General features: G+C 61.9%; 21 protein-coding genes and 1 rRNA gene. 9 read left to right on the forward strand and 13 right to left on the reverse strand.

Features of this window, described 5'->3' with window-relative positions; translation table 11 throughout:
* Positions 1-7 precede the first annotated feature (7 nt).
* The 10 genes from ACQ4W0_RS23390 to ACQ4W0_RS23435 form a co-directional block, all read right to left on the reverse strand.
* Positions 8-2,035 carry an acetyl/propionyl/methylcrotonyl-CoA carboxylase subunit alpha gene (locus ACQ4W0_RS23390; RefSeq protein WP_436578921.1) on the reverse strand — a complete coding sequence of 676 codons (2,028 nt, stop codon included), beginning with the start codon at positions 2,033-2,035 and terminating at the stop codon, positions 8-10.
* A 102-nt stretch (positions 2,036-2,137) separates the two neighbouring features.
* Positions 2,138-3,184 carry a biotin synthase BioB gene (gene bioB, locus ACQ4W0_RS23395; protein ID WP_436578922.1) on the reverse strand — a complete coding sequence of 349 codons (1,047 nt, stop codon included), beginning with the start codon at positions 3,182-3,184 and terminating at the stop codon, positions 2,138-2,140.
* Between the two features lie 44 nt (positions 3,185-3,228).
* Positions 3,229-4,014 carry a dethiobiotin synthase gene (gene bioD, locus ACQ4W0_RS23400; RefSeq protein ID WP_436578923.1) on the reverse strand — a complete coding sequence of 262 codons (786 nt, stop codon included), beginning with the start codon at positions 4,012-4,014 and terminating at the stop codon, positions 3,229-3,231.
* Positions 4,004-5,200 (reverse strand): 8-amino-7-oxononanoate synthase, encoded by a 1,197-nt coding sequence (bioF, locus tag ACQ4W0_RS23405; RefSeq protein WP_436578924.1) that lies wholly within the window; start codon positions 5,198-5,200, stop codon positions 4,004-4,006. The genes bioD and bioF overlap by 11 nt, the downstream gene beginning before the upstream one ends.
* 1 nt (position 5,201) lies before the next feature.
* On the reverse strand, positions 5,202-6,530 hold the full coding sequence (gene bioA / locus ACQ4W0_RS23410; protein ID WP_436578925.1) for an adenosylmethionine--8-amino-7-oxononanoate transaminase: 1,329 nt from the start codon (positions 6,528-6,530) through the stop codon (positions 5,202-5,204).
* Between the two features lie 19 nt (positions 6,531-6,549).
* Positions 6,550-7,338, reverse strand: coding sequence for an enoyl-CoA hydratase/isomerase family protein (locus ACQ4W0_RS23415; RefSeq protein WP_436578926.1), 789 nt, complete (start codon positions 7,336-7,338; stop codon positions 6,550-6,552).
* A gap of 21 nt (positions 7,339-7,359) precedes the next feature.
* A complete protein-coding gene (locus ACQ4W0_RS23420) occupies positions 7,360-8,982 on the reverse strand; it encodes a carboxyl transferase domain-containing protein (protein ID WP_436578927.1) in 1,623 nt (540 codons plus the stop codon).
* A 40-nt stretch (positions 8,983-9,022) separates the two neighbouring features.
* Positions 9,023-9,472 (reverse strand): YchJ family protein, encoded by a 450-nt coding sequence (locus ACQ4W0_RS23425; RefSeq protein ID WP_436578928.1) that lies wholly within the window; start codon positions 9,470-9,472, stop codon positions 9,023-9,025.
* An 80-nt stretch (positions 9,473-9,552) separates the two neighbouring features.
* Positions 9,553-10,839 (reverse strand): D-amino acid dehydrogenase, encoded by a 1,287-nt coding sequence (locus tag ACQ4W0_RS23430; protein ID WP_436578929.1) that lies wholly within the window; start codon positions 10,837-10,839, stop codon positions 9,553-9,555.
* A 91-nt stretch (positions 10,840-10,930) separates the two neighbouring features.
* Positions 10,931-12,268 (reverse strand): serine hydrolase domain-containing protein, encoded by a 1,338-nt coding sequence (locus tag ACQ4W0_RS23435; RefSeq protein WP_436578930.1) that lies wholly within the window; start codon positions 12,266-12,268, stop codon positions 10,931-10,933.
* 227 nt (positions 12,269-12,495) lie between these two features.
* Between ACQ4W0_RS23435 and ACQ4W0_RS23440 the strand changes: the two genes are divergently transcribed.
* A complete protein-coding gene (locus ACQ4W0_RS23440) occupies positions 12,496-13,236 on the forward strand; it encodes a GntR family transcriptional regulator (protein ID WP_096232721.1) in 741 nt (246 codons plus the stop codon).
* A 2-nt stretch (positions 13,237-13,238) separates the two neighbouring features.
* Here the strand turns inward: ACQ4W0_RS23440 and ACQ4W0_RS23445 are convergent, their stop codons facing one another.
* The gene (locus ACQ4W0_RS23445) at positions 13,239-14,372 is read right to left on the reverse strand and encodes a nuclear transport factor 2 family protein (RefSeq protein ID WP_436578931.1); all 1,134 of its coding nucleotides are present in this window, start codon (positions 14,370-14,372) and stop codon (positions 13,239-13,241) included.
* 142 nt (positions 14,373-14,514) lie between these two features.
* The gene (locus ACQ4W0_RS23450) at positions 14,515-15,573 is read right to left on the reverse strand and encodes a helix-turn-helix transcriptional regulator (protein WP_436578932.1); all 1,059 of its coding nucleotides are present in this window, start codon (positions 15,571-15,573) and stop codon (positions 14,515-14,517) included.
* A 187-nt stretch (positions 15,574-15,760) separates the two neighbouring features.
* Here ACQ4W0_RS23450 and ACQ4W0_RS23455 point away from each other — a divergent pair, with 187 nt between their 5' ends.
* The 7 genes from ACQ4W0_RS23455 to ACQ4W0_RS23485 all read left to right on the forward strand — a co-directional run bounded on the left by ACQ4W0_RS23455 (position 15,761) and on the right by ACQ4W0_RS23485 (position 23,227).
* Complete coding sequence (locus ACQ4W0_RS23455) at positions 15,761-16,642, forward strand: N-acetylmuramic acid 6-phosphate etherase (RefSeq protein WP_436578933.1); 882 nt, start codon at positions 15,761-15,763, stop codon at positions 16,640-16,642.
* Between the two features lie 45 nt (positions 16,643-16,687).
* Positions 16,688-17,980 carry an MFS transporter gene (locus ACQ4W0_RS23460; RefSeq protein WP_436578934.1) on the forward strand — a complete coding sequence of 431 codons (1,293 nt, stop codon included), beginning with the start codon at positions 16,688-16,690 and terminating at the stop codon, positions 17,978-17,980.
* 97 nt (positions 17,981-18,077) lie between these two features.
* Positions 18,078-19,739 (forward strand): glycoside hydrolase family 10-like protein, encoded by a 1,662-nt coding sequence (locus ACQ4W0_RS23465; RefSeq protein WP_436578935.1) that lies wholly within the window; start codon positions 18,078-18,080, stop codon positions 19,737-19,739.
* Positions 19,740-19,833: 94 nt separating this feature from the next.
* Positions 19,834-20,781, forward strand: a complete 948-nt coding sequence (locus tag ACQ4W0_RS23470; protein ID WP_436578936.1) for a BadF/BadG/BcrA/BcrD ATPase family protein — start codon at positions 19,834-19,836, stop codon at positions 20,779-20,781.
* Positions 20,782-20,811: 30 nt separating this feature from the next.
* On the forward strand, positions 20,812-21,627 hold the full coding sequence (locus ACQ4W0_RS23475; protein ID WP_436578937.1) for an N-acetylmuramoyl-L-alanine amidase: 816 nt from the start codon (positions 20,812-20,814) through the stop codon (positions 21,625-21,627).
* Between the two features lie 83 nt (positions 21,628-21,710).
* A complete protein-coding gene (locus ACQ4W0_RS23480) occupies positions 21,711-22,613 on the forward strand; it encodes a LysR family transcriptional regulator (protein ID WP_070288989.1) in 903 nt (300 codons plus the stop codon).
* Positions 22,613-23,227 carry a M15 family metallopeptidase gene (locus ACQ4W0_RS23485; protein ID WP_436578938.1) on the forward strand — a complete coding sequence of 205 codons (615 nt, stop codon included), beginning with the start codon at positions 22,613-22,615 and terminating at the stop codon, positions 23,225-23,227. The genes ACQ4W0_RS23480 and ACQ4W0_RS23485 overlap by 1 nt, the downstream gene beginning before the upstream one ends.
* On the opposite strand, the gene ACQ4W0_RS23490 is transcribed toward ACQ4W0_RS23485, so the two are convergent.
* Positions 23,228-24,607 carry a sodium-dependent transporter gene (locus tag ACQ4W0_RS23490; protein ID WP_436578939.1) on the reverse strand — a complete coding sequence of 460 codons (1,380 nt, stop codon included), beginning with the start codon at positions 24,605-24,607 and terminating at the stop codon, positions 23,228-23,230.
* 483 nt (positions 24,608-25,090) lie between these two features.
* Between ACQ4W0_RS23490 and ACQ4W0_RS23495 the strand changes: the two genes are divergently transcribed.
* Positions 25,091-25,164 (forward strand): 16S ribosomal RNA (locus tag ACQ4W0_RS23495); the annotation flags it as partial.

Below are 25,164 nucleotides of genomic sequence, written 5' to 3' on the forward strand. Positions count from 1 at the left end.
GCAGCCTCTATGCGGCGGCCTTGAAGGCCAGCAGCGGCGCGCCATCGGCCACCTGGTCGCCGACCGCGTACAGCACGTCTTCCACCAGGCCGTCGTGCGGCGCGGCGATGGTGTGCTCCATCTTCATCGCTTCCATGATGACCAGGGGCTCGCCTTTCTTGACATCCTGGCCCTTGTTCACCAGCACGGCGACGACCTTGCCCGGCATCGGCGCCGTCAGGCGCCCGCCTTCCGCTTCCACTTCGCCCGCATGCGCCATCGGGTCGCTGTAATGCAAGGTGGTGTGCAAGCCATGGGTGAACACGTGGAACTTCTCGCCATCGCGCAGCACCGTGCCGTGCACGGCACGCTCGCCGAGCTTGATGTGCAGCTCGTTGCCTTTGCGCGCCGTCAAGGTCAGGGGCTGGCCGTTGAACAGCCATCCATCCGACTTGTAGGCGATGCGCGCGGCATAGGCCTTGCTGTCGCCGGCCAGCGCGAATTCATCGGTGAACGACAGGCTGCGTCCCAGGGTGCTGTTCAAGCGCCAGCCCAGGGCATTGCCCCACGGGTCGGCGCGATTGGCCGATTGCGCCTCGGCGGCCTTTTTCTCTTCCAGCAGCAATGCGACGGACGCCAGCGCCAGGGCCGTGTCGGGCGCCGCCTGCAGGGCGGGGAACAGCGTGTCGTGATTGCGCTCGATCAAACCCGTATCGAGGTCGGCGCTGGAAAACGCCTGGCCTTCGACCAAGCGTTTCAAAAAGGCGATATTGCTGGCCAGGCCCACGATCTGGTACTCGGCCAGCGCCTGCGCCATGCGCGCCAGCGCTTCGCGGCGGTCCGCGCCCCAGACGATCAGCTTGGCGATCATCGGGTCGTAGAATGGCGAAATCGCATCGCCTTCGCGCACGCCCGAATCGATGCGCACGGATGCCGGAACCACCGTGCCACCCAGCTCGAACGTCACGGCGGAAGGCGACTGCATGTGGCGCAACGTGCCAATCGACGGCAGGAAACCCTTTTCCGGATTTTCCGCATAGATGCGCGCTTCGATGGCGTGGCCATGGATCGTCAATTCGCTCTGTTTTTTCGGCAGCGGCTCGCCAAAGGCGACGCGCAACTGCCACTCCACCAGGTCGGTGCCGGTGATCATTTCCGTCACCGGATGCTCCACCTGCAGACGCGTGTTCATCTCCATGAAGTAGAACGAGCCATCCTGGTTGGCGATGAATTCCACCGTGCCCGCACCTACATAGCCGACGGCCTTGGCGGCGGCGACGGCCGCCTCGCCCATGGCGGCACGGCGTTCGGCTGGCATGCCCGGCGCCGGCGCTTCTTCCAGCACCTTCTGGTGACGGCGCTGCACCGAGCAATCGCGCTCGAAAAGGTAGATGCAGTTGCCGAGCGTGTCGGCAAACACCTGGATTTCGATATGCCGCGGACGCGACAGGTATTTTTCGGCCAGCACCTTGTCGTCGCCGAAAGAGCTGATCGCTTCGCGCTTGCACGAGGCCAGCGCGGCCTTGAAGTCGGCGCTGTTGTCGATAACGCGCATGCCCTTGCCGCCGCCGCCGGCCGAGGCCTTCAGCAGGACGGGGTAGCCGATCTTGTCGGCTTGCGTGTGCAAAAAGTCCGCATCCTGCTCTTCGCCGTGGTAGCCGGGTACCAGCGGCACGTTGGCTTTTTCCATCAGCGACTTGGCTGCCGACTTGGAACCCATGGCGCGCATGGCGGATGCCGGCGGGCCGATGAAGACCAGGCCTGCTGCCTGGCAGGCGTCGGCGAAATCGGCGTTCTCGGACAGGAAGCCATAGCCGGGGTGGATCGCCTGCGCACCTGTCGCCAGCGCCACGGCGATGATCTTGTCGCCGCACAGATAGCTTTCCTTGGCCGGCGCGGGGCCGATCAAGACGGCTTCGTCGCACACGGCAACGTGCTTGGCGTTGGCGTCCGCTTCCGAATACACGGCGACGGTCTGGATGCCCATGCGGCGCGCGGTAGCGGCGACACGGCAAGCGATTTCGCCGCGGTTGGCGATCAGGATTTTAGTGAACATGGTCTCTCTCTTTGCAGCTCGTGGCTGGAAGTTTTTTTTGGGGGCCTGACCCGACGGGTCAGACCCCAGCCTTCTTTTGTGTAAGCTGCGGCTATTGTTGCATCAGCAGCCGCACTTCTCTTTCTGTACCGAGTCCAGCATGGCGCCGCGCGTCTGCAGCCCCAGCTTGTTCAGCAGGGTGCGGTCGTCTTCCGCTTCCGGGTTGTCGGTGGTGAGCAGCTTATCGCCGTAGAAGATGGAATTGGCGCCAGCCAGGAAGCACATGGCTTGCACGGCTTCGCCCATCTGGCGCCGGCCCGCCGACAAACGCACGCGCGCCTTCGGCATGGTGATGCGGGCCACGGCAATCGTGCGCACGAATTCAAACGGGTCGAGCGCTTCCAGGCCATACAAAGGCGTGCCTTCCACCTGCACCAGGTGGTTGACGGGTACCGATTCCGGGTATGGATTCAAATTGGCCAGCTGGGCGATCAGGCCCGCGCGCTGCAGACGCGTCTCGCCCATGCCGACTATGCCGCCACAGCACACTTTCAAGCCGGCTTCGCGTACGCGGCCCAGGGTATCGAGGCGATCCTGGTATTCGCGCGTGGAGATGACGTTGTCGTAGAACTCGGGTGCCGTATCGAGGTTATGGTTGTAGAAGTCCAGGCCCGCGTTTTTCAGGCGGTCTGCCTGGCCTTCTTCCAGCATGCCCAAAGTAGCGCATGTTTCCAGGCCCAGAGCCTTGACCTTGGTTACCATCTCTTCGACTTTTTCCATGTCGCGCTCTTTCGGGCTGCGCCAGGCGGCGCCCATGCAGAAGCGCGTGGCGCCGTTGGCTTTCGCCTGGCGGGCCGCGTCGAGCACTGTGTCGATGTCGAGGATTTTTTTCGCTTCCACGCCCGTGTCGTAGCGGGCCGCCTGCGGGCAGTAGCCGCAGTCTTCCTCGCAGCCGCCTGTCTTGATCGACAACAGGGTCGCCAGTTCCACGTCACCATCGGGGAAGTTGATGCGGTGCGTTTGCTGGGCCTTGAACATCAGGTCATTGAAAGGCAGGTCGAACAGGGCCAATACATCGGCGACGGGCCAGGTGGCCGCTTCCGGCACGGTGATGCGCGCCGCAGGGCGGTGCAGTTCGACGGTTTTTGCTGCTTCTTGGACGTGAGACATGTGATTCCTTCGTTTCTATTTTTGAATACGTTTAATTGTTCGGTTTAATTGTGCGGATGTTGCGCCGGCCAGTTGGGCAAGCCGGTGAAATCGAGATACGCCGCCGCCGCTTCAGCGCCGGGCTGCGCCAGGCGCGGCACCTTGCCCAGCAGCGGCGCCGGGATGCGCTCGATCAGTGCATCGATATTCTCGTCGAGGAAGCGCATCTCCACTTCCAGGGTGTTGGCGACCCAGCCGATCACCGTCAGGCCACGCGCTTCGATGGCTTCCAACGTCAGCAAGGCCTGGCTGATGCAACCGAGGCGCATGCCGACCACCAGGATCACGGGCAAATCGAGCTGCTGCGCCAGGTCGGCCGAGTCGAAACCGACCGACAGCGGCACGCGGAAACCGCCCACGCCTTCGACCACGACGGCGTCCGAGGCGGCGGCGATTTCCAGGTAGGCGGCCAGAATCGGCACCGATTCGATGCACACGCCTTCGAGAGCGGCGGCGATGTGCGGCGCGGCCGGCTCCTTCAGCATATAGGGCGTGGTCAGGCTGCGCAGCATGGTGACGTTGCCGGCGGCGATCAGGCTGTCGGCGTCTTCATTATGCAGCTCGCCGTCGCGCAGTTCGGCGCCGGCGGCCACGGGCTTCATGCCGCAGGCGCGCACGCCGCGCGCGACCAGCGCGTGCAGCAGGGCCGACGAGGTCAGGGTCTTGCCGATTTCCGTGTCGGTACCGGTGACGAAACAGGCAAAGCGCGATGGCAGGCCGGTGGCAGCGGGTGCCGGCCGCACGGCCGGTACTGCTGTCACTTCTACCAGGACAGGATCATCAAGGCTCATGGCGAGTCCTTTCCAAGGTGTTGACTGCGTTGATCAATTGCGCCACTTCCTGCGCCGTGTGGCCGGCCGACAGGGTCACGCGCAGGCGCGCCGACCCCGCAGGTACGGTAGGCGGGCGGATCGCACCGACCCACAACCCCTGCTGGTACAGCTGGGCGGCGATGCCCATCATTTCCGCGTTTTCGCCGATGATGACGGGCTGGATGGCGCTCAATGAAGGCAATGCTTGCCAGCGTTGCAGCTGCAAGCCCTCGTTCCATTGCGCCACCAGCGTCGCCAGGTGCACCCGACGTTGTTTTCCTTCGTCACCGGCGATGATGTCCAGGCTGGCCAAGAGCGCATGCGCCAGCGCCGGCGCCGCCGCCGTGGTGAAGATGTACGGACGCGCCTTCTGGATCAGGGTTTCGATCACTGCCTCATGCGCGCAAACAAAGGCGCCGCCCACGCCGGCCGATTTGCCCAAGGTGCCCACATACACCAGGTGCGGCGACTGCAGGCCGAAGTGTTCTAGTGCGCCGCGGCCGTTCTCGCCCAGCGCACCGAAGCCGTGCGCGTCGTCGACCACCAGCCAGGCGCCGTGCTGTTCGCACAGGGCCAGCAGCGCGGGCAGCGGCGCCAGGTCGCCATCCATGCTGAAGATGCTGTCGGTGACGACAATCTTCGTTTGTGCTTTGCTTGCCGCCAGCAGGGACGCCAGCGCGGTGAGATCCGCGTGCGGATACACGCGCGTCTTGACGCGGGCCAGGCGCGTGCCGTCGATCAGCGAGGCATGGTTCAGCGCTTCCGAGAAGATCTCGGCTTCGGCATCACCGGCGGCCAGGGCGGTCAGCACCGCTAAATTAGCCATGTAGCCGGTGCAGAAATACAGCGCGCGCGCCTGTTCCAGGTTGGCGCCCACGAAAGCGGCCAGGCGTTCTTCCAGCTGCGCGTGGGCGCGGCTATGGCCGCTGATCAGGTGCGAAGCGCCGCTGCCGGCGCCATACAGGTCGGCGCCCTCTTTCAGCGCGTCCACGATGCGCGGATGCGACGCCAGGCCCAGGTAGTCATTGCTGCAAAAGGCCAGCATGTCGCGCCCGTCCACCGTCAGGCGCGGCGCGCACGGCGTGTCGACGGTGCGGCGGCGGCGGATCTGGCTGCGCTCTTCCAGCCCCTGCAACTGCTGTTGTAATCGCGCGATCAGTTCCATCTCAGGCTCCGATCACTTTGTTGAAGACGGCCAGCGTCTGCTCGCCCAGGCCCGCGATTTCTGCGTCGTCGAGGATGTACGGCGGCATCAGGTAGACGGTGGAACCGATGGGGCGCATCAACAGTTCATGCTCCAGCGCCGTGCTGAAGAAGCGGCGCGAAAAATCGGGCGCCGCATCGATGGCGTCAAAGGCCCAGATCATGCCCTGCTGGCGGAAGTGTGTGACTTTTTCATGCTGGGCCAGCGGCGCCAGGGCGCGCGTGATCCTGGCGGCGCGCTCCCGGTTGGCCACCAGCACATCGTCTTCCTCGAAAATCGACAGGGTCGCCAGCGCCGCGCGGCAGGCCAGCGGGTTGCCCGTGTACGAGTGCGAATGCAAAAAGCCGCGCCGCACGTCGGTACTGTAGAACGCCTGGTAGATGTCTTCGCGCGTCATCACCAGCGATAAAGGCAGGTAGCCGCCGCTGATGCCTTTCGACAGGCAGACGAAGTCGGGCCAGATGCCGGCCTGTTCGCAGGCGAAGAAGGTGCCCGTGCGGCCGCAGCCGACGGCGATTTCATCGAGGATCAGGTGTACCTGGTAGCGGTCGCACAGGGCGCGCACCAGCGACAGGTACAAGGGGTCGTGCATGGCCATGCCGGTGGCGCACTGGACCAGCGGCTCGATGATGATGGCGGCGATCTTGTCGGCCTTCTTCTGGAACAAAAGTTCCACGTCGGCGGCGGCGCGGCGCGCCACGTCCTGCGCCGATTCGCCTTCGACTGCCTGGCGGAAGTCGGGCGACATCACCGTCTGCGACGCGCGTAATAAAGGGCCGTAGGCATCCTTGAACAGGGCCACGTCCGTGACGGCCAGCGCGCCGATGGTTTCGCCGTGGTAGCTGCCTTTCAGGCAGACGAATTCCTGCTTTTCACTTTTGCCGCTGTTGCGCCAGGCGTGAAAGCTCATTTTCAGGGCGATTTCCACGGCCGAGGCGCCATCGGAGGCATAGAAGCTGTGACCGAGCACGCCGCCGGTCAATGCCGACAGCTTTTCCGACAGTTCGACCACCGGTTCATGCGTGAACCCGGCCAGCATGGCGTGTTCCAGCCGGTCCAGCTGGTCCTTCAGTTCCGCATTGATGCGCGGATTGGCATGGCCGAACAGGTTCACCCACCAGGAGCTGATGGCGTCCAGGTAGCGTCGGCCTTCGTGGTCATACAGCCAGGCGCCGCGGCCGTGGCTGACGGGGATGAGCGGAACCGTCTCATGATGCTGCATTTGCGTGCAAGGGTGCCACACGCTGCGCAGACTGCGTTCGACCCAGCCCGATTGTTTTTCTGCTTTCAAAACTGCTCCAATGATATTGCTAGCCCATGAGCCAACTCGGCTTGCGCTTGTCGAGGAACGATTGCACGCCTTCGCGTCCCTGCTCCGAGGCGCGGATCTGCGCGATACGCTCGGCCGTGTCCGCCAGCAGCGCGTCGTCGACCGGCTGGCCGGCGATCTCGCGCACCAGCGTTTTCGCTTGCGCCACGGCGTGCGGGCTGTTGCCCGTCAACGCTTTCAGCACCTCGGCGGTTTTCGCGTCCAGTGCGCTTGCTGCGACTACCTCGTGGGCAAAGCCGATGCGTAGCGCTTCCTGTGCAGAGAATCGCTCGGCGGTCAGGAAATAGCGGCGTGCCGCGTTTTCGCCCATGGCCTTGATGACATACGGTGAAATAGTGGCCGGGATCAGTCCCAGCCGCACTTCGCTCAGGCAGAAATGCACGTCTTCCGCAGCCAGAATGATATCGCATGCGGCGACCAGGCCCATGCCGCCCGCATAACAGTCGCCCTGGACCTTTGCCACCACGGGCTTGGGACACAGGTAAATCGTGCGCAGCATCTGCGCCAGTTGCAGCGCGTCGGCCTGGTTTTCGGCATGCGTGTAGCCGGCCATCTTCTTCATCCAGTTCAAGTCCGCGCCGGCGCAAAAGGCCGCGCCGTTCGCCGCCAGCACGATGGCGCACACCATCTCGCTGCGTCCCAGGCCCTCGAAGGCGCGCGCCAGTTCGGCGATCGTCGTCTCGTTGAAGGCGTTGCGCACGTCGGGGCGGTTCAGGGTCACGGTGGCGACATTGCCCTCGATGACCAGCTTTAAGGTTTCAAATTCCATTATTTTCTCCCTTATTGCCGGTTACATACGAAACACGCCGAACTTCGTGTCCGGGATTTCCGCGTTCAAGGCGGCCGACAGGCCCAGGCCCAGCACCATGCGGGTGTCGGCCGGGTCGATCACGCCGTCGTCCCAAAGGCGCGCGGTGGCGTAATACGGGTGACCCTGGTGTTCGTATTGTTCCTTGATCGGCTGCTTGAAGGCGGCTTCCTCGTCCGCGCTCCATGCGCCGCCCTTGCCTTCGATGCCGTCGCGCTTGACGGTGGCCAGCACGGAAGCCGCCTGGTCGCCGCCCATGACGGAAATACGCGCATTCGGCCACATCCACATGAAACGGGGCGAAAACGCGCGGCCGCACATGCCGTAATTGCCGGCGCCGAAGCTGCCGCCGATGATCACCGTGAACTTCGGCACGGCCGCCGTGGCCACGGCGGTCACCATCTTGGCGCCATTGCGGGCGATGCCCTCGTTTTCGTATTTGCGGCCCACCATGAAGCCGGTGATGTTTTGCAGGAAGATGAGCGGGATCTTGCGCTGGCAGCACAATTCGATGAAATGCGTGCCTTTCAAGGCCGATTCGGAGAACAAGATGCCGTTATTGGCGATGATGCCCACTTTGACGCCATAGATATGCGCGAAGCCGCAGATCAGGGTGGTGCCGTAGCGGGCCTTGAACTCGTCGAAATCGCTGCCGTCGACGATGCGCGCAATGACTTCCCTCACATCGAAGGGCTTGCGCGTGTCGACGGGGATCACGCCATACAGTTCCTGCGTCGGGTATGTCGGCTCAACGGATTCACGCAAGGCCATCTGCTGCGGCTTGGTGCGGTTCAGGTTCGAGACGATGGTGCGCGCCAGCGACAGCGCGTGCAAGTCGTTCTGCGCCAGATGGTCGACCACGCCGGACAAACGCGTATGCACGTCGCCGCCGCCCAGGTCTTCGGCCGTCACCACTTCGCCCGTCGCCGCTTTCACCAGTGGCGGGCCGCCGAGGAAAATCGTGCCCTGCTCCTTGACGATGATCGATTCGTCGCTCATGGCCGGCACGTAGGCGCCGCCCGCCGTGCAAGAACCCATCACCACGGCGATTTGCGGGATGCCCTTGGCCGACAAATTCGCCTGGTTATAGAAGATGCGGCCGAAATGGTCGCGGTCCGGGAAGACGTCGTCCTGGTTCGGCAGGTTGGCGCCGCCCGAATCGACCAGGTAGATGCAGGGCAGCTTGTTCTGGTCGGCGATTTCCTGGGCGCGCAAGTGCTTTTTGACCGTCATCGGGTAATACGTGCCGCCCTTGACGGTGGCGTCGTTGCAGACGATGACGCATTCCTGGCCCGAGACGCGGCCGATGCCGGTGATGATGCCGGCGCTAGGCGCTGCATCGACGCCCTTGGCGTCCTGGTACATGGCGTAGGCCGCCATCTGGGAAAACTCGAGGAAGGGCGTGCCGGGATCGAGCAGCATCTGTACGCGGTCGCGCGGCAGCAGTTTTCCACGCGCCAGGTGCTTGGCCGCTGCCGCTTCGCCGCCGCCGGCCGCGATTTTCTCGACCTTGTCGCGCAAATCGTCGACGATGGCTTGCATGGCCGCGGCATTGGCCTTGAAATCTTCACTGCGCGGATTGAGTTTGCTTTCGATGTGCGGCATTGCGGTTCCTTTTTATGATCGCCCGGTCTCTCGGGTCGCGCTATTTGGGAAAACTGCCGTCGAGATAAAACCAGCGCAGGGCACCACCGCCCTCTTGCGCCTCGCGCACGAAGCGGCTCACTTCATGCAGGCGGTGCGCGCGGCCGTTGACCTTGTAGCGGGCTACGAATTCCACGCTGTCGCGGTGTATCTCTTCGGCTTGATCTGCTGATTCTGCTTTACGTTGACGTAAACGTAAAGCAGATTTTACCTGAAGTCCCAGCCAGTGGACTTTTTCTTCTTCCGCAAATAAGGCGTCGCCGGGGCGGGTGCTGGCGTGCCAGGTAGCGCGCAGATACGCTTCATCGCGCAAGGTAAACGCCGTGTAGCGCGAGCGCATCAGGGCTTCGGCCGTGGGCGGCAAGGCATCGCCCGCGATATACGGGCCGCAGCAACTGGTGTAGGAGGCGCCGCCACAGGGGCAGGCGGCAGATGTCGAGGGTGTGGGCATGCGCTGGCAGACAGGGAACAGGAAAGTCCCGCAATTATCCGCCATAACGGCGGCGCCGGTCGCCGCCGCCGCTGGTCCGCTTATTTTCGCGGACTGAGGAAGTCCAGCGCAAACGGCGGCGCCTTGCCGGCCATGAGGTCGGCCAGGATGCGCGCCGTGCCGGCGGCGAAGGTAAAGCCCAGCGGGCCATGGCCCACGTTGAGCCACAGATTGGCGTACTTGCTGGCGCCCACCAGCGGCGCGCTGTTCGGCGTGGCGGGGCGCAGGCCGGCCCAGGCCGTGGCCTGGTCGTAATCGGCGCCGTGCGGCATGGCTTCGCGCGCCAGCCGCGTCAGGCCCGCGATGCGGTTCCAATCGATGCTGTTGTCGGCGCCCACCATGTCGACCATGGCCGCCACGCGCAAGTCGCCACCGATGCGCGCATACAGCACCTTGCGTTCGAAATCCGTGATGCTGATCTCGGGCGCGCGGTCTTGCGCGCGGATGGGCGCCGTCAGGCTGTAGCCTTTCAAGGGGTACAGGGGCAGGTAGATGCCCGCCGTGGCGGCCAGGTCGCGGCTCTGGATGCCGGCCGCCAGCACGTAGTGGTCCGCTTCCAGCAAGCCCAGGCTGGTGTCGACGCCCGCGATCTTGCCATTGCGCGTGACGAGGCGGCGCGCCTCGCCTTTTAATATCAGTGAACAATTCGGGTGCTGCAGCAGGCGCGCTTCCAGCGCCAGGCAAAAAGCGTGGCAATCGGCTACCGCTTCGCCTTGCGTGAAGATGCCGCCCGCCAGGGCACCCTGCAAGGCGGCCAGCGCCGGTTCGCGCTGCACCGCTTCTGTGGGAGACAAGACGATGCGCGCCTCTTCCGACTCGGGCCGGGCCACGGCCCGCTGAAAGATGGCCGGTGAACGATAGACGATGAGCTTGCCCGCATCGCGCCAGGCATACGCTTCGGGCGGCACCGTCAATTCCAGCTGCGCCATGCCGGCGCGGCTCCATTCTCCCAATTGCAGCAGCTTGGCCGTCGTGCGGGCATTGCTGGCGCTGTTGCAATTGCGCAAGAAACTGGCCATCCAGCGCCATTGGCGCCAGTCCGCTTCGGGACGGAAGCGCAGCGGGCCATCTTTCTGCAGCAGCCATTGCAGGGCTTTGAAGGGAACGCCCGCGTCCGCCAGCGGCGCCACGTAGCGATAGCTGAGCTGGCCGCCATTGCGGTAGCTGGCGGCAATCGCCACCTGTTCATTGCGTTCGAGTAAGGTGACCTTGTAGCCGGCCTCGGCCAGCCACCAGGCCGATGTCAGACCGACGACACCGCCGCCGATGATGATGACTTGTTGCTGCATGTTGCCTCGCTGCGTTGCGCTCCCATGGTGCGGGAGCATTCGGGAAGAGCTTAGAGGCTGGCCGTTCAGGGAGCCAATGAAACATCATGGTGCAGCCATAACTTTCAGGAATGCACTGTTTCAGTGCACATTATTCATGCTTGCCAATCGCACCACGGTATAAGGTGGTGAGTATCAATTCCTCGCTGCGCCCCATGGCGGAATACGTGCCCGGATATTGCGCGGGGTCGCCGCCCGTGCCGCCCACCAGCATCACCATGCCATTCTTGTTCTTGAAATCGAGCACGAAGGCGGAGACGAGGCCATACGCGTCGCCCAGGTGGCCGACCGCATGAAAACTGGCGCCCTCGACCAGGCCATTGCCCTGCCCCGCCAGCGCATCGAATTGCTGGTTGCCCAGGCCCCAGGCGCGGTACAGGCCCTGTTCGCTGTTGCCATTGTCTCCATCGGGCGCCAGTTGCCATTGCCGGGCAAACATCAAGGCGATGCTGGCCGGCTGCAATAGCTGCTTGCCCTGATGGCGGCCACCGTCGAGCAGCATCTGCATGACGGTGCCCAGTCCTGCGGCGGAGATGCGCAAGCCGCCCGTGGGACTGAAGACGGTGGCGTTGCTGCCGATCACATAGCTGGCCAGGCCGGCAGGTGGGTGCTTGTAAAAATCATCGGCCTGGGCGATCCACGGCCCTTGCGGTTGCCAGATTTCCGTGTCCAGCGTGCGCTTGCGGTACAAGGTGGCCGTATTCGCCAGCTCTTCCTTGGAGAATGCAGCCGGGTGGTAGCCGCCGCGCACATCGAGGGGATCGAGCAGCAAACGCCGCATCAGCAAGTCGAAGCGCTCGCCCATGACCTTTTCCATCACGGTGCCGATCACGCCCCAGTTGAGGTTGGAATATGTAAAGTAACTGCCGGGCGCCGCAGCCGCATCCCACATCGCATCGCCACCGGCCGTAAACACGTCGCGCAAGCTGCGCTCGGGGCCCCAGGCGTAGCCGCCCGCGTCGCGCAGCGAGGAAGTGTGGCTGAGCAAGCTGCGCAAGGTCACTGCTTGCTGAGGGAAATGCGGGTTGCGCAGGGAAAAGCCCAGATAGATGCCCACGTCTTGATCCAGGCTCAGCTTGCCCTGCTCGACCAGCCGCATCAGGCCCACAGTGGTCATCATCTTCGATACGGAGGCGATGCGGAACAGGGTGGCTGGCGTCACGGGCAAGCTGTCTGCTGGCGTAACGCCGATGTGCCGGTAGCCAAATTGTTGCTGATACGACACCTTGCCCTGGCGAATGGCCAGCACGGACAGGCTGGCCAGCGGGTGAGCCGTATCATCGACGATGGCCGACAGCTCCGCATCGAGCGTGCGCTGCTGGTCGTGTTGCGCGAGCTGTTCAGTACCGCTGCCGGGCGGGGCGGCCATTGCGGTCCAGGTCGTGCCCAGCAGCAGTAAGCCCAGCAAACCCGTCATTTTGTTGATCATGCTTTCCCTGTGTCATGGTGGATGGAGGCCATGCCAGCATAGGGTGCGATGGTTTGCTACGCTAATGAAAATTGCTTATTTATCTATAATGAAAAGCTATACCCACGGTAAAACATTGTTTTTTTAAGTGTATAACCGTTATTTATAGCTATTTTCCATTTATTCATGGGCGGACGGGCTACGCGCAAGCGCCATCGCTATTACACTAGGAGGACAAGGAGAACTGTATGAGCCAGACCAGCGTAGAACTCAAGGTCGATTTAAATGACAATTCGCCTTTATATATGCAGATCGCCCGCAAGCTGAGCGATGACGTACGCAACGGCCGCTACCAGGTAGACCAGGCCCTGCCCTCTGAACGTACCCTGTCCGAACTGCTTGACGTATCGCGCGTGACTGCCCGCAAGGCCATCGACCAGCTCGTCGAGCAAGGCCTCGTGGTGCGCCGCCGTGGTTCGGGCAACTATATTGCCCCACGCATCGAGCAGCCGTTGTCGAACCTGTCGAGCTTTTCCGAGCAGCTGCAGCAGCGCGGCTATCGCCCCGGCTCGCGCTGGCTCAAGCGCGAAGTCGTCATCGCCAGCAGCGATGAACAGCTGAGCCTGGGCCTGGCGCAGAATACGAAAGTGGCGCGCCTGGAGCGCCTGCGCCTGGCCGACGACGTGGTGATGGCGTATGAAGTGAGCGTGCTGCCCTTCAGCGTGGTGCCGGACCCGGCCGCCATGGGCGATTCGCTGTATGAATACTTGAGCAGCATCAAGAAGGCCCCCGTGCGCGCCTTGCAGCACATCCGCGCCATGAATGCGACGGACGTGCTGGCCAAGCAACTGGGCATCCCCGATGGCCAGGCCGTGCTGTTCATCACGCGCATCGCCTACCTGGAGTCGGGCGAGGCGGTGGAGCTCACGCATTCGTATTGCCGCAGCGATCACTATGATTTTGTGGCGGAAATGCGCCGCGCTCCATAAATCTACTGCTGGAACAGGCGGATCATGGATTCCGCCACGCCGACGGACGACTCCCAGCTCATGCCGGTCACCAGCCGGCCATCGACCTCGACGTGACTCTTGCCGTTGGTGCCGTGCCTGAATATGCCGCCATGGCGCTTGATGCTGGCTTCTGCCGAAAAGGGATAGGCCTTGTAGACCGGCGATTCCTTGTTGAGAAACGCATCGGGGAAGGAGGTGAGCACCTTGCCCTGGATGAGGAAAGTGCCGTCACTGAGCTTCAGATTCTTGATGCCCTCGGTGCCATGGCAGATGGCCGCGATCACCCCGCCTTGTTGTTCGTAGATATGCAAGGCGATGTCCTGGAGCGGCTTGTTTTCCGGGATGCCGACGATGGCCGCGCCGCCGCCGACGAACGCCATGCCCGCATACTCGTCTGCCTTGACCTCGGAGACGGGCTTGGTATGGGCCAATGCCCACATGAAATCGCTGTCGTACAGATGCTTCTTGAGCAACTCGTCCGACGTGACGATCATTTCCAAAGGAATGGCGCCACCCTCTGGACTGACGAAATCGACCGCGTACCCTGCTTTGCGAAATGCATCATAGGTATAGGCAAGCTCGGGAAAATTATTGCCTGCGTTAATTTTTGTGCCGGGATATTGATGGACATTCGACACAACCAGTAGCACCTTGCGTGCTTGGCGCGGGGCTGCAGGTTCGCGATGGGCCGATTTGCTGACGATTTTCCAGTTGCCGGCGATCTTTTTCAACAGGAATACATCCACATAGCGCACCCCTTGCTGGGGAAGGTGGATCTCGGCCTTGGCAGTGGCCACCTTGCCGCTCACATCCACCTTGATCAACCGCCCGTGGCGTCCATTGAATTGCCCTATTTTCTCTTGGGAAAAGAGTTTTGCGTATTCCGGACCGCTCAACTCCCATTCCGCATCGTTTTTGCCGTCGAGGTAAAGGCGGGAAGTTGCATGGAAGGCTTGGTTGATCTCGTCCTGTACGTTGAAGCTGGTGCCATGCAAATACAAGCCCACGGTCTCCCGGATGGCATTTTCGTCCTGGTCTGCGGTTGCGGCGGTGCCGACGGCGGCGCTGCTGAGCAAGCAACAGGCTAGTACCGTGCGCAATAAAAACTGAATCATGACTTTACCCTGAATGAAGAACTGCGTTTATCGGAGCAACGACTATTTCAGATCGTTGCTGGTCGATAAGTTATCGAAATGCAGGGGAATGGATGTCGCCAAACATGATTTCAGACTCCGGAATGGCGATTTCGGAGCGGTTTTACGCGGAAATGGCCCTGGCCGCCTGGCCAGATTGGGCCCGGAAGCTGGCGGGCGTCTGCCCAGCAACTTTCTTGAAGGTCGAGTAGAAGGTGGAACTGGAATTGAATCCGCAGCGCTCGGCAACGATATCCAGGTTCAGTTGCGGTTCGTCAGTCAATACCTGTTTCGCTTCGGCGATACGGTATTCGTTGACGTAGGTATTGAAGCTTTTGCTCAGCTTGTCATTCAGCACCTGCGATACCTGCGCCTGCGTGCATCCCGCCCGCTTGGCCAGTTGGGCCAGGGTGAGGTTCGGATTCAGATAGGATTTCTGCCCGCTCATCTGTTGTTCCAGCGCAGCGAGCACGGCAATCGCATCTTCGTGCGTCAGGCGGCTGTTTTGGTACTTCTGCTTCGGGTCGGAAGGCGTCGAGGTTTCCTTTCTCAGCAGAAAGACCATGACCGCGACATGCAGCGAGAAGGTGAACGACAAGGCGCCGACAATATAGGACGTGAACGGCGTGCTCGCGTACGCCGCCAACATGACACAGCTGCCTGCAAAGACGCTCAGCAGGAGCACGCTGCTGGTGGCCATCCGATGTCCGTCGTTCAACCATGCATGGCGGCTTTGCCAGAGCAACTTGGCAGTTGCCAGCAGGTAGCATAGCCAGAACACATGAATGGCATGGCTCGACAGGTCCCACACAGGACGATACGCGGAATACGGGAAGGCAATGCCTATGCCTATCAGCAGGAAGGACAAGCCGAGATGCCAACGCCATTGTTGGCCGGCAGGCAGTTGTGCGAGCCCGGCCAGGAAAGAGCGCACATAGAGATAGGTCAAGGGACCAATCAGCAGGCAGGCCGACAGGCCCAGCTGGCGGAATTCGATTGCGATCGCAGGGTTGAAGAAGAGGAATGCGGATTTGGCGGTGCGCACCCCGACGGCAAGCAGCAATGCACCCAGCATGCAGTCGGCGAGGCAGCGAGGCCGGCGGCTGAAAAAATAGACGGCCAGGAAAATACCGTTGATGGCGCCAAGGGCGCTAAACAGGAACAGCAATTGGCGAGCGATCATGGGGCGTGTCGTTGATGTTGGCGTCGAGCTGAAGTATAGACACAAACGGGAGCGTATCGAAGTACAAGTAGCACACCACCTTCCTGCGCTAGCCATAAGCTCCCGTTATGCCTGCCCGCCAAGCTTTCATGGCTGATCTTGCATATCGGTATTAAACTGGTTTCACCTTCAACCATGTTCTGAAATCATGTTGAAAACTGAAACCCCGAGCCGGCGGCATCCGGATCTGGATCTGTATCCGGTGGAGCAACTGGTGGCGGCGCTGGTCGATGACCAGTTCTGGGCTGTCGAAGCCGTGCGGCTGGCGTCGCCGCAGATCGCGGCCGCCATCACGGCTGCCCTGCCCCGTATCGCCGCTGGCGGACGCCTGCTGTATGTGGGCGCCGGTACGTCGGGCCGCCTTGGCGTACTCGACAGCGTTGAACTCAACCCCACGTTTTCCTGGCCGCCCGAGCGGGCTGTCGCCATCCTGGCCGGCGGCGCGGGCGCCATGTTTGTGGCCGTCGAGGGGGCGGAAGATGATTTATCGCAAGGCGAGAAGGATTTGCTGGCCCTGCAGCCGCAAGAAAATGATGTCGTGATCCTGCTGGCCGCCTCCGGCGCCACGCCCTACGTGCTGGGCGCGCTGCTGGCCGCGCGCAAGGCGGGCGCCCTGACCATCGGCATTGCCAACAATGTGGGCGCCCCCGTGGCACACGAGGCGCAATGCGGCATCGTGCTCGATACGGGCATGGAAGTCATTTCCGGCAGCACGCGCCTGAAGGCGGGCACGGCGCAAAAAATCACCCTGAACACGATTTCCAGCGCCCTGATGGTGGGTTTGCATAAAACTTACGGAAACTTGATGGTAGACTTGAAGCCGACCAACGCCAAGCTGATCTGGCGGGCGGTGCGTCTGACCATGCATGCCACCGGCGCCAGCGAGGCGCAGGCCAGGACCGTGCTCGAGCAATGCCAATTTCACGTCAAGGTGGCGATTGTTGCCTTGATCAAAAAAATCAACACAAACCAGGCACAGGCATTGTTGGCCGGCGCGGACGGCAGTGTGCGGGCGGCACTGGCGGCGTGATCCGATGGCGCGGCATTCTTCTGTCTGGGAGACAAAGAAGGATGTATGGAGCTAGTGAAACAGACCGCCCCGGCGCGCGCCAATAAGCCGTGGCTGTGGATCCCTTCCCTGTATTTCGGCCAGGGCATCCCCTATGTAGTGGTCATGACCTTGTCCGTGATCATGTACAAGAACTATGGTTTTTCCAATACGGATATCGCGCTGTATACCAGCTGGCTGTACTTGCCGTGGGTCATCAAGCCCCTGTGGTCGCCCTTCATCGATATGTACCGCACCAAGCGCTTCTGGATCGTCGGCTTGCAGCTGGTGATCGGCGCCGCGCTGGCGCTGGTGGCCCTGACGACGTCCTTGCCGCACTTTTTCCAGATCAGCCTGGCCATCTTCTGGTTGATGGCCTTCAGTTCCGCCACGCATGACATTGCCGCCGACGGCTTTTATATGCTGGGCCTGGAAGAGCACCAGCAGGCGGCCTTCGTCGGCGTGCGCAGCACGTTTTACCGCCTAGCGATGATCGCCGGCCAGGGTGGCCTGGTGTTTCTTGCCGGTTATTTGACGCATGCGACGGGCAATGTGCAGCTGGCCTGGTCGGTCGTGTTTGCGATTTTGGCGGGCCTGTTCATCGCCCTCTTCCTGTATCACTATTTTGTCTTGCCGACACCCAAGGATGACCGTCCCAGCATCCAGGGCGCTGGTGTTTCCCCGTTACAGGAATTCATCGCCACCTTTGCCGCCTTCTTCAAGAAGAAGGATATTCTCGTCATCCTGGGATTTTTGCTGCTGTTTCGCCTCGGTGAAGCGCAATTGCTCAAACTGGCTGCGCCCTTCCTGCTCGACCCTGTCGCCAAGGGCGGCCTGGGCCTCAGCACGGAACAGGTGGGCCTCGTCTACGGCACCATCGGCGTGATCGCCCTGACCCTTGGTGGCTTGCTGGGCGGATTCATCATTTCCCGCTTCGGCTTGAAGCGCTGTTTGTGGATCATGGTGCTGTCCGTCCACTTGCCCGACCTGGTGTTTGTTTACCTGGCCAGCGCCCTGCCCAGCAGCATCTATGTGATCGCGGGGAGCATCGCCCTGGAGCAATTTGGCTATGGCTTCGGTTTCGCTTCATATATGTTGTACATGATCATGGTGTCCGATGGCGCGCATAAAACGGCCCATTACGCCATTTGCACGGGTTTCATGGCCCTGGGCATGATGTTGCCGGGCATGGCCAGCGGCTGGATCCAGCAAATGCTTGGCTACCAGCATTTTTTCATCTGGGTCTGTATCGCCACCATTCCTGCTTTCATCCTGGCTGCGCTGGTCAAGATCGATCCCGAATTCGGCAAGAAGGCCTAGGCCTGATTCTTTTGAACCGTGCGCCCGCAAGGATGGCGGGCGCACAGTAAAATGCCCGCACCGATACACCTGCGCTCCACCACTGCAAGGAATTGTTTTGTTGTCTACTTTCAAAAAACGCCTGGGCACCACGGCTGGCGTGCTGGCCGCGCTGGCCACCGCCACATTGCTCAGCAGCTGTACCAGCACCAAACTGCCCTCCGCAGTGACGCCAGGCGACGCGGGTTTGCCGGCCGTGCCGACCGTGCAGCACATCACGGGCGAAGTGCCGCCGCCGGCGCCGCGCGAGTTCCGCGCCGCCTGGGTCTCGACGGTCGCCAATATCGATTGGCCCAGCCGCAGCAATTTACCTGTGGCCAAGCAACAAGCCGAGGCCATTGCCATCCTCGACCGCGCCAAGTCCTTGAATCTGAACGCGATTGTGTTACAGGTGCGGCCCAGCGCCGACACGATTTACCCATCGCAGCTGGAGCCGTGGTCGGAATACCTGACCGGCAAGCAAGGCCAGCCGCCATTGCCCCTGTATGACCCGCTGGCCTTCTGGGTAGCCCAGGCGCATGCGCGCGGCCTGGAATTGCACGCCTGGTTCAATCCTTACCGGGCCCGTCACGCGACGGCCAAGTCGCCGCTGGCGCGCGACAGTTTCGCTTCCACCAACCCGGCATCCGTCAAGCAATACGGACGCTACCTGTGGATGGACCCGGGCGACGCCGCCGCCTCCAAGCACACGACGGACGTGGTACTGGACGTGGTACGCCGCTACGATATCGATGGCGTGCACATCGACGATTACTTTTATCCGTATCCGATCGACGCGCCTGGCGCCGGCGCCGGTGCCGAGACGGCCGCTCTGGACGCGGGCAATGGCGGCGCCAAGCGCGAACTGCCGTTTGCCGATGAGCCTTCCTGGCAGCAATATCTGCTGGCCGGTGGCCAACTGGACCGCCCTTCCTGGCGCCGCCAGAACGTCAACCAGCTGATCGAAGCGTTATACACAGGCATCCACCGCGAAAAAAGTTGGGTGCGCTTCGGCATCAGCCCGTTCGGCATCGGCCGTCCCGACCGTCGCCCTGCCGGCATCGTCGGCTTCAGCCAGTACGACAAATTGTATGCGGATGCGGAACTGTGGCTGGCCAAGGGCTGGCTCGACTATCTGTCGCCGCAGCTGTACTGGCCCGTGGCGCAGGCGCCGCAAGCATTTGGCGTGCTGCTCGACTACTGGCTGGCGCAAAATCCGTATGGCCGCCACGTGTGGCCGGGCCTGTACACGAGCCGGATCGACAATTCCGCCAAGTCCTTCACGCCGCAAGAGATCATCAAGCAGATCGAAGTGACGCGCACGCGTCCCGGCGCGAATGGACAGGTGCATTTCAGCATGGCGCCCCTGATGCAGAACCGCAAGGGTGTCAGCGAGCAACTCAAGGCGAACGTGTATCAGAGCCCTGCCCTGATTCCCGCCACGCCGTGGCTGGGGAAGGAAGCGCCCGGTACGCCCGTGCTGGCCTTGCGCCGCGATTCCACCAGCCTGAACGTGAAACTGACGGCGGGCGGCGGCAAAGCCGTGGCCCAGTACGCCGTTTGGGCGCGCTACGGTGAAGACTGGCGCTTCACCGTGGTCACGGGCGTGCAGGGCGAGCTGACCCTGGTGGATGATGTCACTGGTAAAGTCAACGCGGTGGTCGTCAGCGCCGTGGACCGCCTCGGCAATGAAAGCCCCCGCGTCACCGTACGCGAACCGTTTGCGGCCCCCGCCAAGTAATTGTTGCCGGATCTCCGGTAGTCCATAACCTGCAGGCATGAAACATGCGCAAGCTTTCATGCCTGTAAGCCCAGCTTGGCTTTACACTCATGCCATGATTTCCTTCCCGACAGACCATCATGCGGTGCCCGTGCTGGGCCTGGGTATCGACGCGGGCGGCACGCAGACGCGTTGGGCATTGGCCACCGTTGACGGCGTCATCGTGGCCGACGGCGCCGTGGAAGGCTTGTCTGCCTTGCAAATGAGCAGCGATGCGGGCCGCGCGGCCGTGCACGCCACGTTTAGCAGGCTGTGCCAGGCCGTGCTGGCTGTCGGCCAGCCGCGTGCCGTGGTGGCGGGCTTGACGGGCTTTGGCGGCGACGATGTCGTGCTGGCGCAAACGCTGGCCACCCTGCTGGCGCTGGACGCCGCCGCCGTCAGTTTATGCAACGATATCGAGATCGCCTATCGCGACAGCTTTGAGCCGGGTCAGGGTTATCTGGTCTACGCTGGCACGGGCTCGATCGCCGCCTGGATCGACGCGGATGGCGTGTTTCACCGCGCGGGCGGGCGTGGCGTGCTGCTTGACGATGGCGGCGGCGGTTACTGGATCGCGCGCGAAGCCTTGCGCCACATCTGGCGCCGCGAAGACGAGGCGCCCGGCAGCTGGCAAAGCTCGCCCATGGCCGGGGCCGTGTTTGCGCAACTGGGTGGCAGCGACTGGTCGCTGTCGCGCGCCTTCATGTATGGCCAGGACCGGGGCGCCATCGGCCGGCTGGCGCTGGCCGTGGCTGCCAGTGCAGACGCCGACCCGCTGGCGCTGGACATCTTGCAGCGCGCGGGGCAGGAACTGGCGCGCCTGGCGCTGGCACTGACGGCGCGCTACGGCCCCCGTCCCGTGGTGCTGGCGGGTCGCGCGGCGCAATTGCACCCGGCTATCGCGGTAGCCATGCGCGCCGCTTTGCCTGTATCGTTGATGATGGAGCAAAAAGTTGCCCGTTCGCATGAGGCCGCGGCCAAGCTGGCAGCCAGGACGGCCAGCTTGTATGCCGGCAAAGACTGACTATTTTATTAACCCGAACATGGATCTTTCATGAAAAAAATCGCCCTCGCCCTGCTGGTGGCCCTGCTCTCCGCCTGTACCACGCCCGCGCCGCATCTCGACCACAGTTTGACGGCGCGCAGCCAGAGCCCGCGCGTGAAATTCATCGTCATCCATTACACGGTCAGCGATCTGCCCCGCTCGATCAAGATCCTGACGGAACAAGTGGTCAGCAGCCATTATTTGCTGACCGACACGGACAAGCCGAAGTTTTACGTGCTGGTCGACGAATCGCGCCAGGCCAATCACGCGGGTGTGAGTAACTGGAAGACTTATACACAGTTGAATGTCAGCTCGATCGGCATCGAAATCGTCAATCCTGGCTACAAGGACACGCCGGAAGGCCGCCTCTGGTATCCCTTCCCGCAGGCGCAGATCGATGAGCTGATTCCGCTGCTGAAAGATATTCAGGCACGTTACAACATCGCGCCGGAAAATATCCTGGGCCACAACGAGATCGCGCCGCAGCGCAAGCAAGACCCGGGCCCCCTGTTCCCATGGCGCCAGCTGGCCGCTGCGGGCCTGATCGTCTGGCCGGACGCCAACCGCGTGGCTACCCAGCGCCTCATTTTTGAGCAGCAAGTGCCGGACGCCGTCTGGTTCCAGAAAAAGCTGGCCCAGCACGGCTATGCGACGCCGAATACGGGCGTCTTCGATGAAGCGACGCGCAATGTGCTGATCGCCTTCCAGATGAAATACCGCAACACATTGTTTGACGGCACGCCCGATGGCGAAACGGCGGCCCTGCTGGAAGTGCTGACGACGCCGGCCCCAGTGGTTGCGACACCTGCTGTTGTAGCAAAGTAGCACGGCCGTTCCAGCCCATGACTTTTTCTTATATGCTGAACGTTGACGGCCCAGGTGGCCAAAGCAAGGTAAAGGAATAGCTCATGCGGCTGCGTCATATCGAAGTGTTTCACGCCATCATGCAAGTTGGCACCATCAGCGGCGCTGCCCAGGTGTTGCATATCTCGCAACCGGCCGTGACCAAGGTCTTGCAGCATTGTGAGTTGCAACTGGGCATGCCGCTGTTCGAGCGCGTGCGGGGCAAGCTGTACCCGAAACCCGAGGCGCACCGCCTGTTTGTCGAGACGGAAAAGCTCAACCGCGATTTATTGGGCATCCGCCGCCTGGCGGCCAGTCTGAAGGGGCATGCGGTGGAAACCATCCGCCTGGTCTCCACGCCGACGCTCGCCATCAGCGTCTTGCCGTTTGCCATGACGGAGTGGCGGCGCGACTTTCCCCACACGCGTTGCCAGCTGGCCACCCACCACACGGGCGAGATCGTCAATACCTTGCGCCTGGGTGAAGCGGACTTGGCCGTATCGCTGCAAGACCCGCGCCATCCGGGCATCGTGGCCGAACCGATTGCACACGGCGTCATGACGGTGATCGCCCCGGCCGGCACCTGGCATGCGGCCGACTGCGGCACGCCGTTGACGGCGCATGGCCTCAACGGTGAGCTGATCGGCCATGCCGACAACGATCCGCTGGGCGAACTGGTGGTCGCCGCCTGCGAGGCGCAGGATATCCACCCCGTCTTTAGTACCGTGGTGCAAACCTATCAAATCGCCCGTTCGCTGGTGGAAGCGGGCGCCGGCATGGCCGTGGTCGACCCGTTTACGGCCGCCTCCGGCTCGCCCGAGCGCCTGCAGCGTCGTCCTTGGGCACCGACCATCCCCATCCAACTGTATTTATTGACGGCCAGCCACTCGCCGCTGTCGCATGGCGCGCGGCGCCTGGCCGACAGTATTGGCGTGGCGGCGCGCAACTGCCTGGAAAGAGGAGTCTGATGTCTGTTGCAAGTTTGCAATTGGAAGCGGTCGGCAGCGATCCGCAATTTCGCCACTTGAGCAGTATCGCCGGCATCACTGTCGACTTGCGCTATGCCACGCCCGACAATTTCGTCGGCCGCGACTTATATAGCCCCATCGATTGCGCCTGGCTGCACCGCGATGCCGCCGCGGCACTGGAAAAGGCCGTGGCCTGGCTGGGCGCGCATCGCCCCGATCATCATCTATTGGTGCTCGACGCCCTGCGCCCGCAGCGGGTGCAGCAGCAACTGTGGGATGCGCTGCAGGGAACAGAGTTGCTCGGCTACATCGCGGAGCCGTCGCGCGGCTCCATCCACTCGTTCGGCATGGCGCTCGATATCACCATCGTGGGACCCGACGGGCAGGAACTGGACATGGGCACGGGCTTTGACGACTTGAGTGAACGCTCACACCCGGCGCTGGAGCTGTCCTTGTTGGAAAAGGGAGAGATTACGGGAGAGCACGTGGCGCACCGTCGATTGTTGCGCGACGCCATGTTCCAGGCGGGCTTCTTCGGCATCAACAGCGAATGGTGGCATTTCGATTGCGGCGACCGGGTGCTGGTGCGCCAGACCTACACCCGAGTACTCTAGTTAAAAGACTTTCAAACCTTTCAGCATCACGATCAGGATCAGCACGGGCGAGACAAAGCGCAGCAGAAACAGCAGTACATGCGCCAGCGTCTTGTTCTGCAGCTGGCCATGGTTGCTGATTGCCTCGATGAAATGGTGCTTGCCCCAGGCCCAGCCTGTAAACAAGGCAATCGCGATGCCACCCACGGGCAGGAAAATATTTGACGAGACGAAGTCGAACAGATCAAACATATTCAAGTTAAACAGCTTGAAATTGGCCAGGGTGCTGTTACTCAGCGCGCATACGGAACCGAGCACGGCCAGCAGCAGCATGGTCACGAGCGTGGCCTTGGTGCGCGTCCAGCCGAAGCGTTCGTGAAAAATCACGACGGGCACTTCCATCAGCGACAGCATCGCCCCTGTGGCGGCCACAGCGGCCAGGATGAAGAACACCACCATCAGGCCTTGTCCCATGGGAATTTGCGAAAACACGGCCGGGATGGTGATGAACACCAGCGACGGTCCCGCACTGGGGGCAAAGCCAAACGTGAACACGGCGGGGAAGATGGCGATGCCGGCCAGCATCGATACACCGAGGTCGGCCGCCATGACGCGCAGCGTGGTCACGGGGATATTCTGGTCGTCGCGGAAATAGCTGCCGTAGGTCATCATCGTACCCATGCCGACGGACAACTTGAAGAAGGCCAGGCCCATGGCCGTCAGCACGACGGAAGCCGTCAGCTTGCTGAAGTCCGGGCGGAACAGAAAGGCAAGGCCTTCGCCCGCTTTATCGAGCGACAGGCTGACCGCGCAGAGCAGGAGTAGCAGCAGGAACAGCAGCGGCATCAGTTTCTTGGCGATCGCCTCGATGCCCTTGGTCACGCCCAGCATTAATATGCCACCGATAAACAGCAGCACGCCCCATTGCCAGAATAGCGATTGCAGGGGACTGCTGATCAGCGAGGCGAAGGCCGCTTCCGTCACCAGCTTGTCGCTGCTGAGGATGGAACCGTCGATGGCCTTGGCGATATACGCAAACACCCAGCCCACCACTTCCGAGTAAAACGCGACGATCAGGAAGGCGGCGATCATGCCAATGACGCCGACCAGCCACCAGGGCTTGCCCTTCGGTGCCAGTTGTTCCATGGTGGAGATGGGATTGACCTTGGCGCGGCGCCCCAGGGTGATTTCCGCGATCATCACGGGCAGGCCTACTAATAAGGTGGCGAGTAAATAGATGAGCAGGAAGCCAGCGCCGCCATTGGCGCCCGTCAGGTAGGGGAACTTCCAGATATTGCCGAGACCGACTGCGGAACCGAGGGTGGCGGCGAGCACGCCGAAGCCAGTGGTAAAGCCAGCTCGTTTCAGGGTCAGGCCTGATCCTTGAGCTTGTTGTTTCATGGTGAATCTTCTATGTATGGACGCGGATTTGCGCTGAGGGGGCGAAATTGTAGCAGTTGGATGCAAAAGCCCTGGAAAAGCCTTGCTACTACCGGGGCGCTTTGCTATAGTTCGCCTCCCCGATGAGACGCACTAGTTTGCGGCACAAAAGGGACAGCCTTCAGGGGCTGGGTAGTAAAAAAGAAGGTTGACGAAATGCTGAAAAAGCTTCATACTCTTCCTCCTTCGCAGCTGACAAACACAACGCTTTGTCGATAGCGCGAAAGCAGTACCGAATACCGTTCTTTAACAATTAACAGTCGATAAGTGTGGGCATTTGATGTAAGTGCAGCGTCAATCTTCGGATTGGCGTCTAACTTAAAATATCAAATGTTCACAAGAAATAATGAAATAGGCGCTACGAAAGTAGTGGCCTGTCAGTTTTTTGAGTGAGCGACCCATCAGCAATGATGGTGCCTGTAAAAGGGCAAAGTAACAGAGATTAAACTGAAGAGTTTGATCCTGGCTCAGATTGAACGCTGGCGGCATGCCTTACACATGCAAGTCGAACGGCAGCA

The sequence above is a fragment of the Janthinobacterium breve genome (assembly GCF_051380895.1).
Classification (GTDB): Bacteria; Pseudomonadota; Gammaproteobacteria; order Burkholderiales; family Burkholderiaceae_D; genus Janthinobacterium.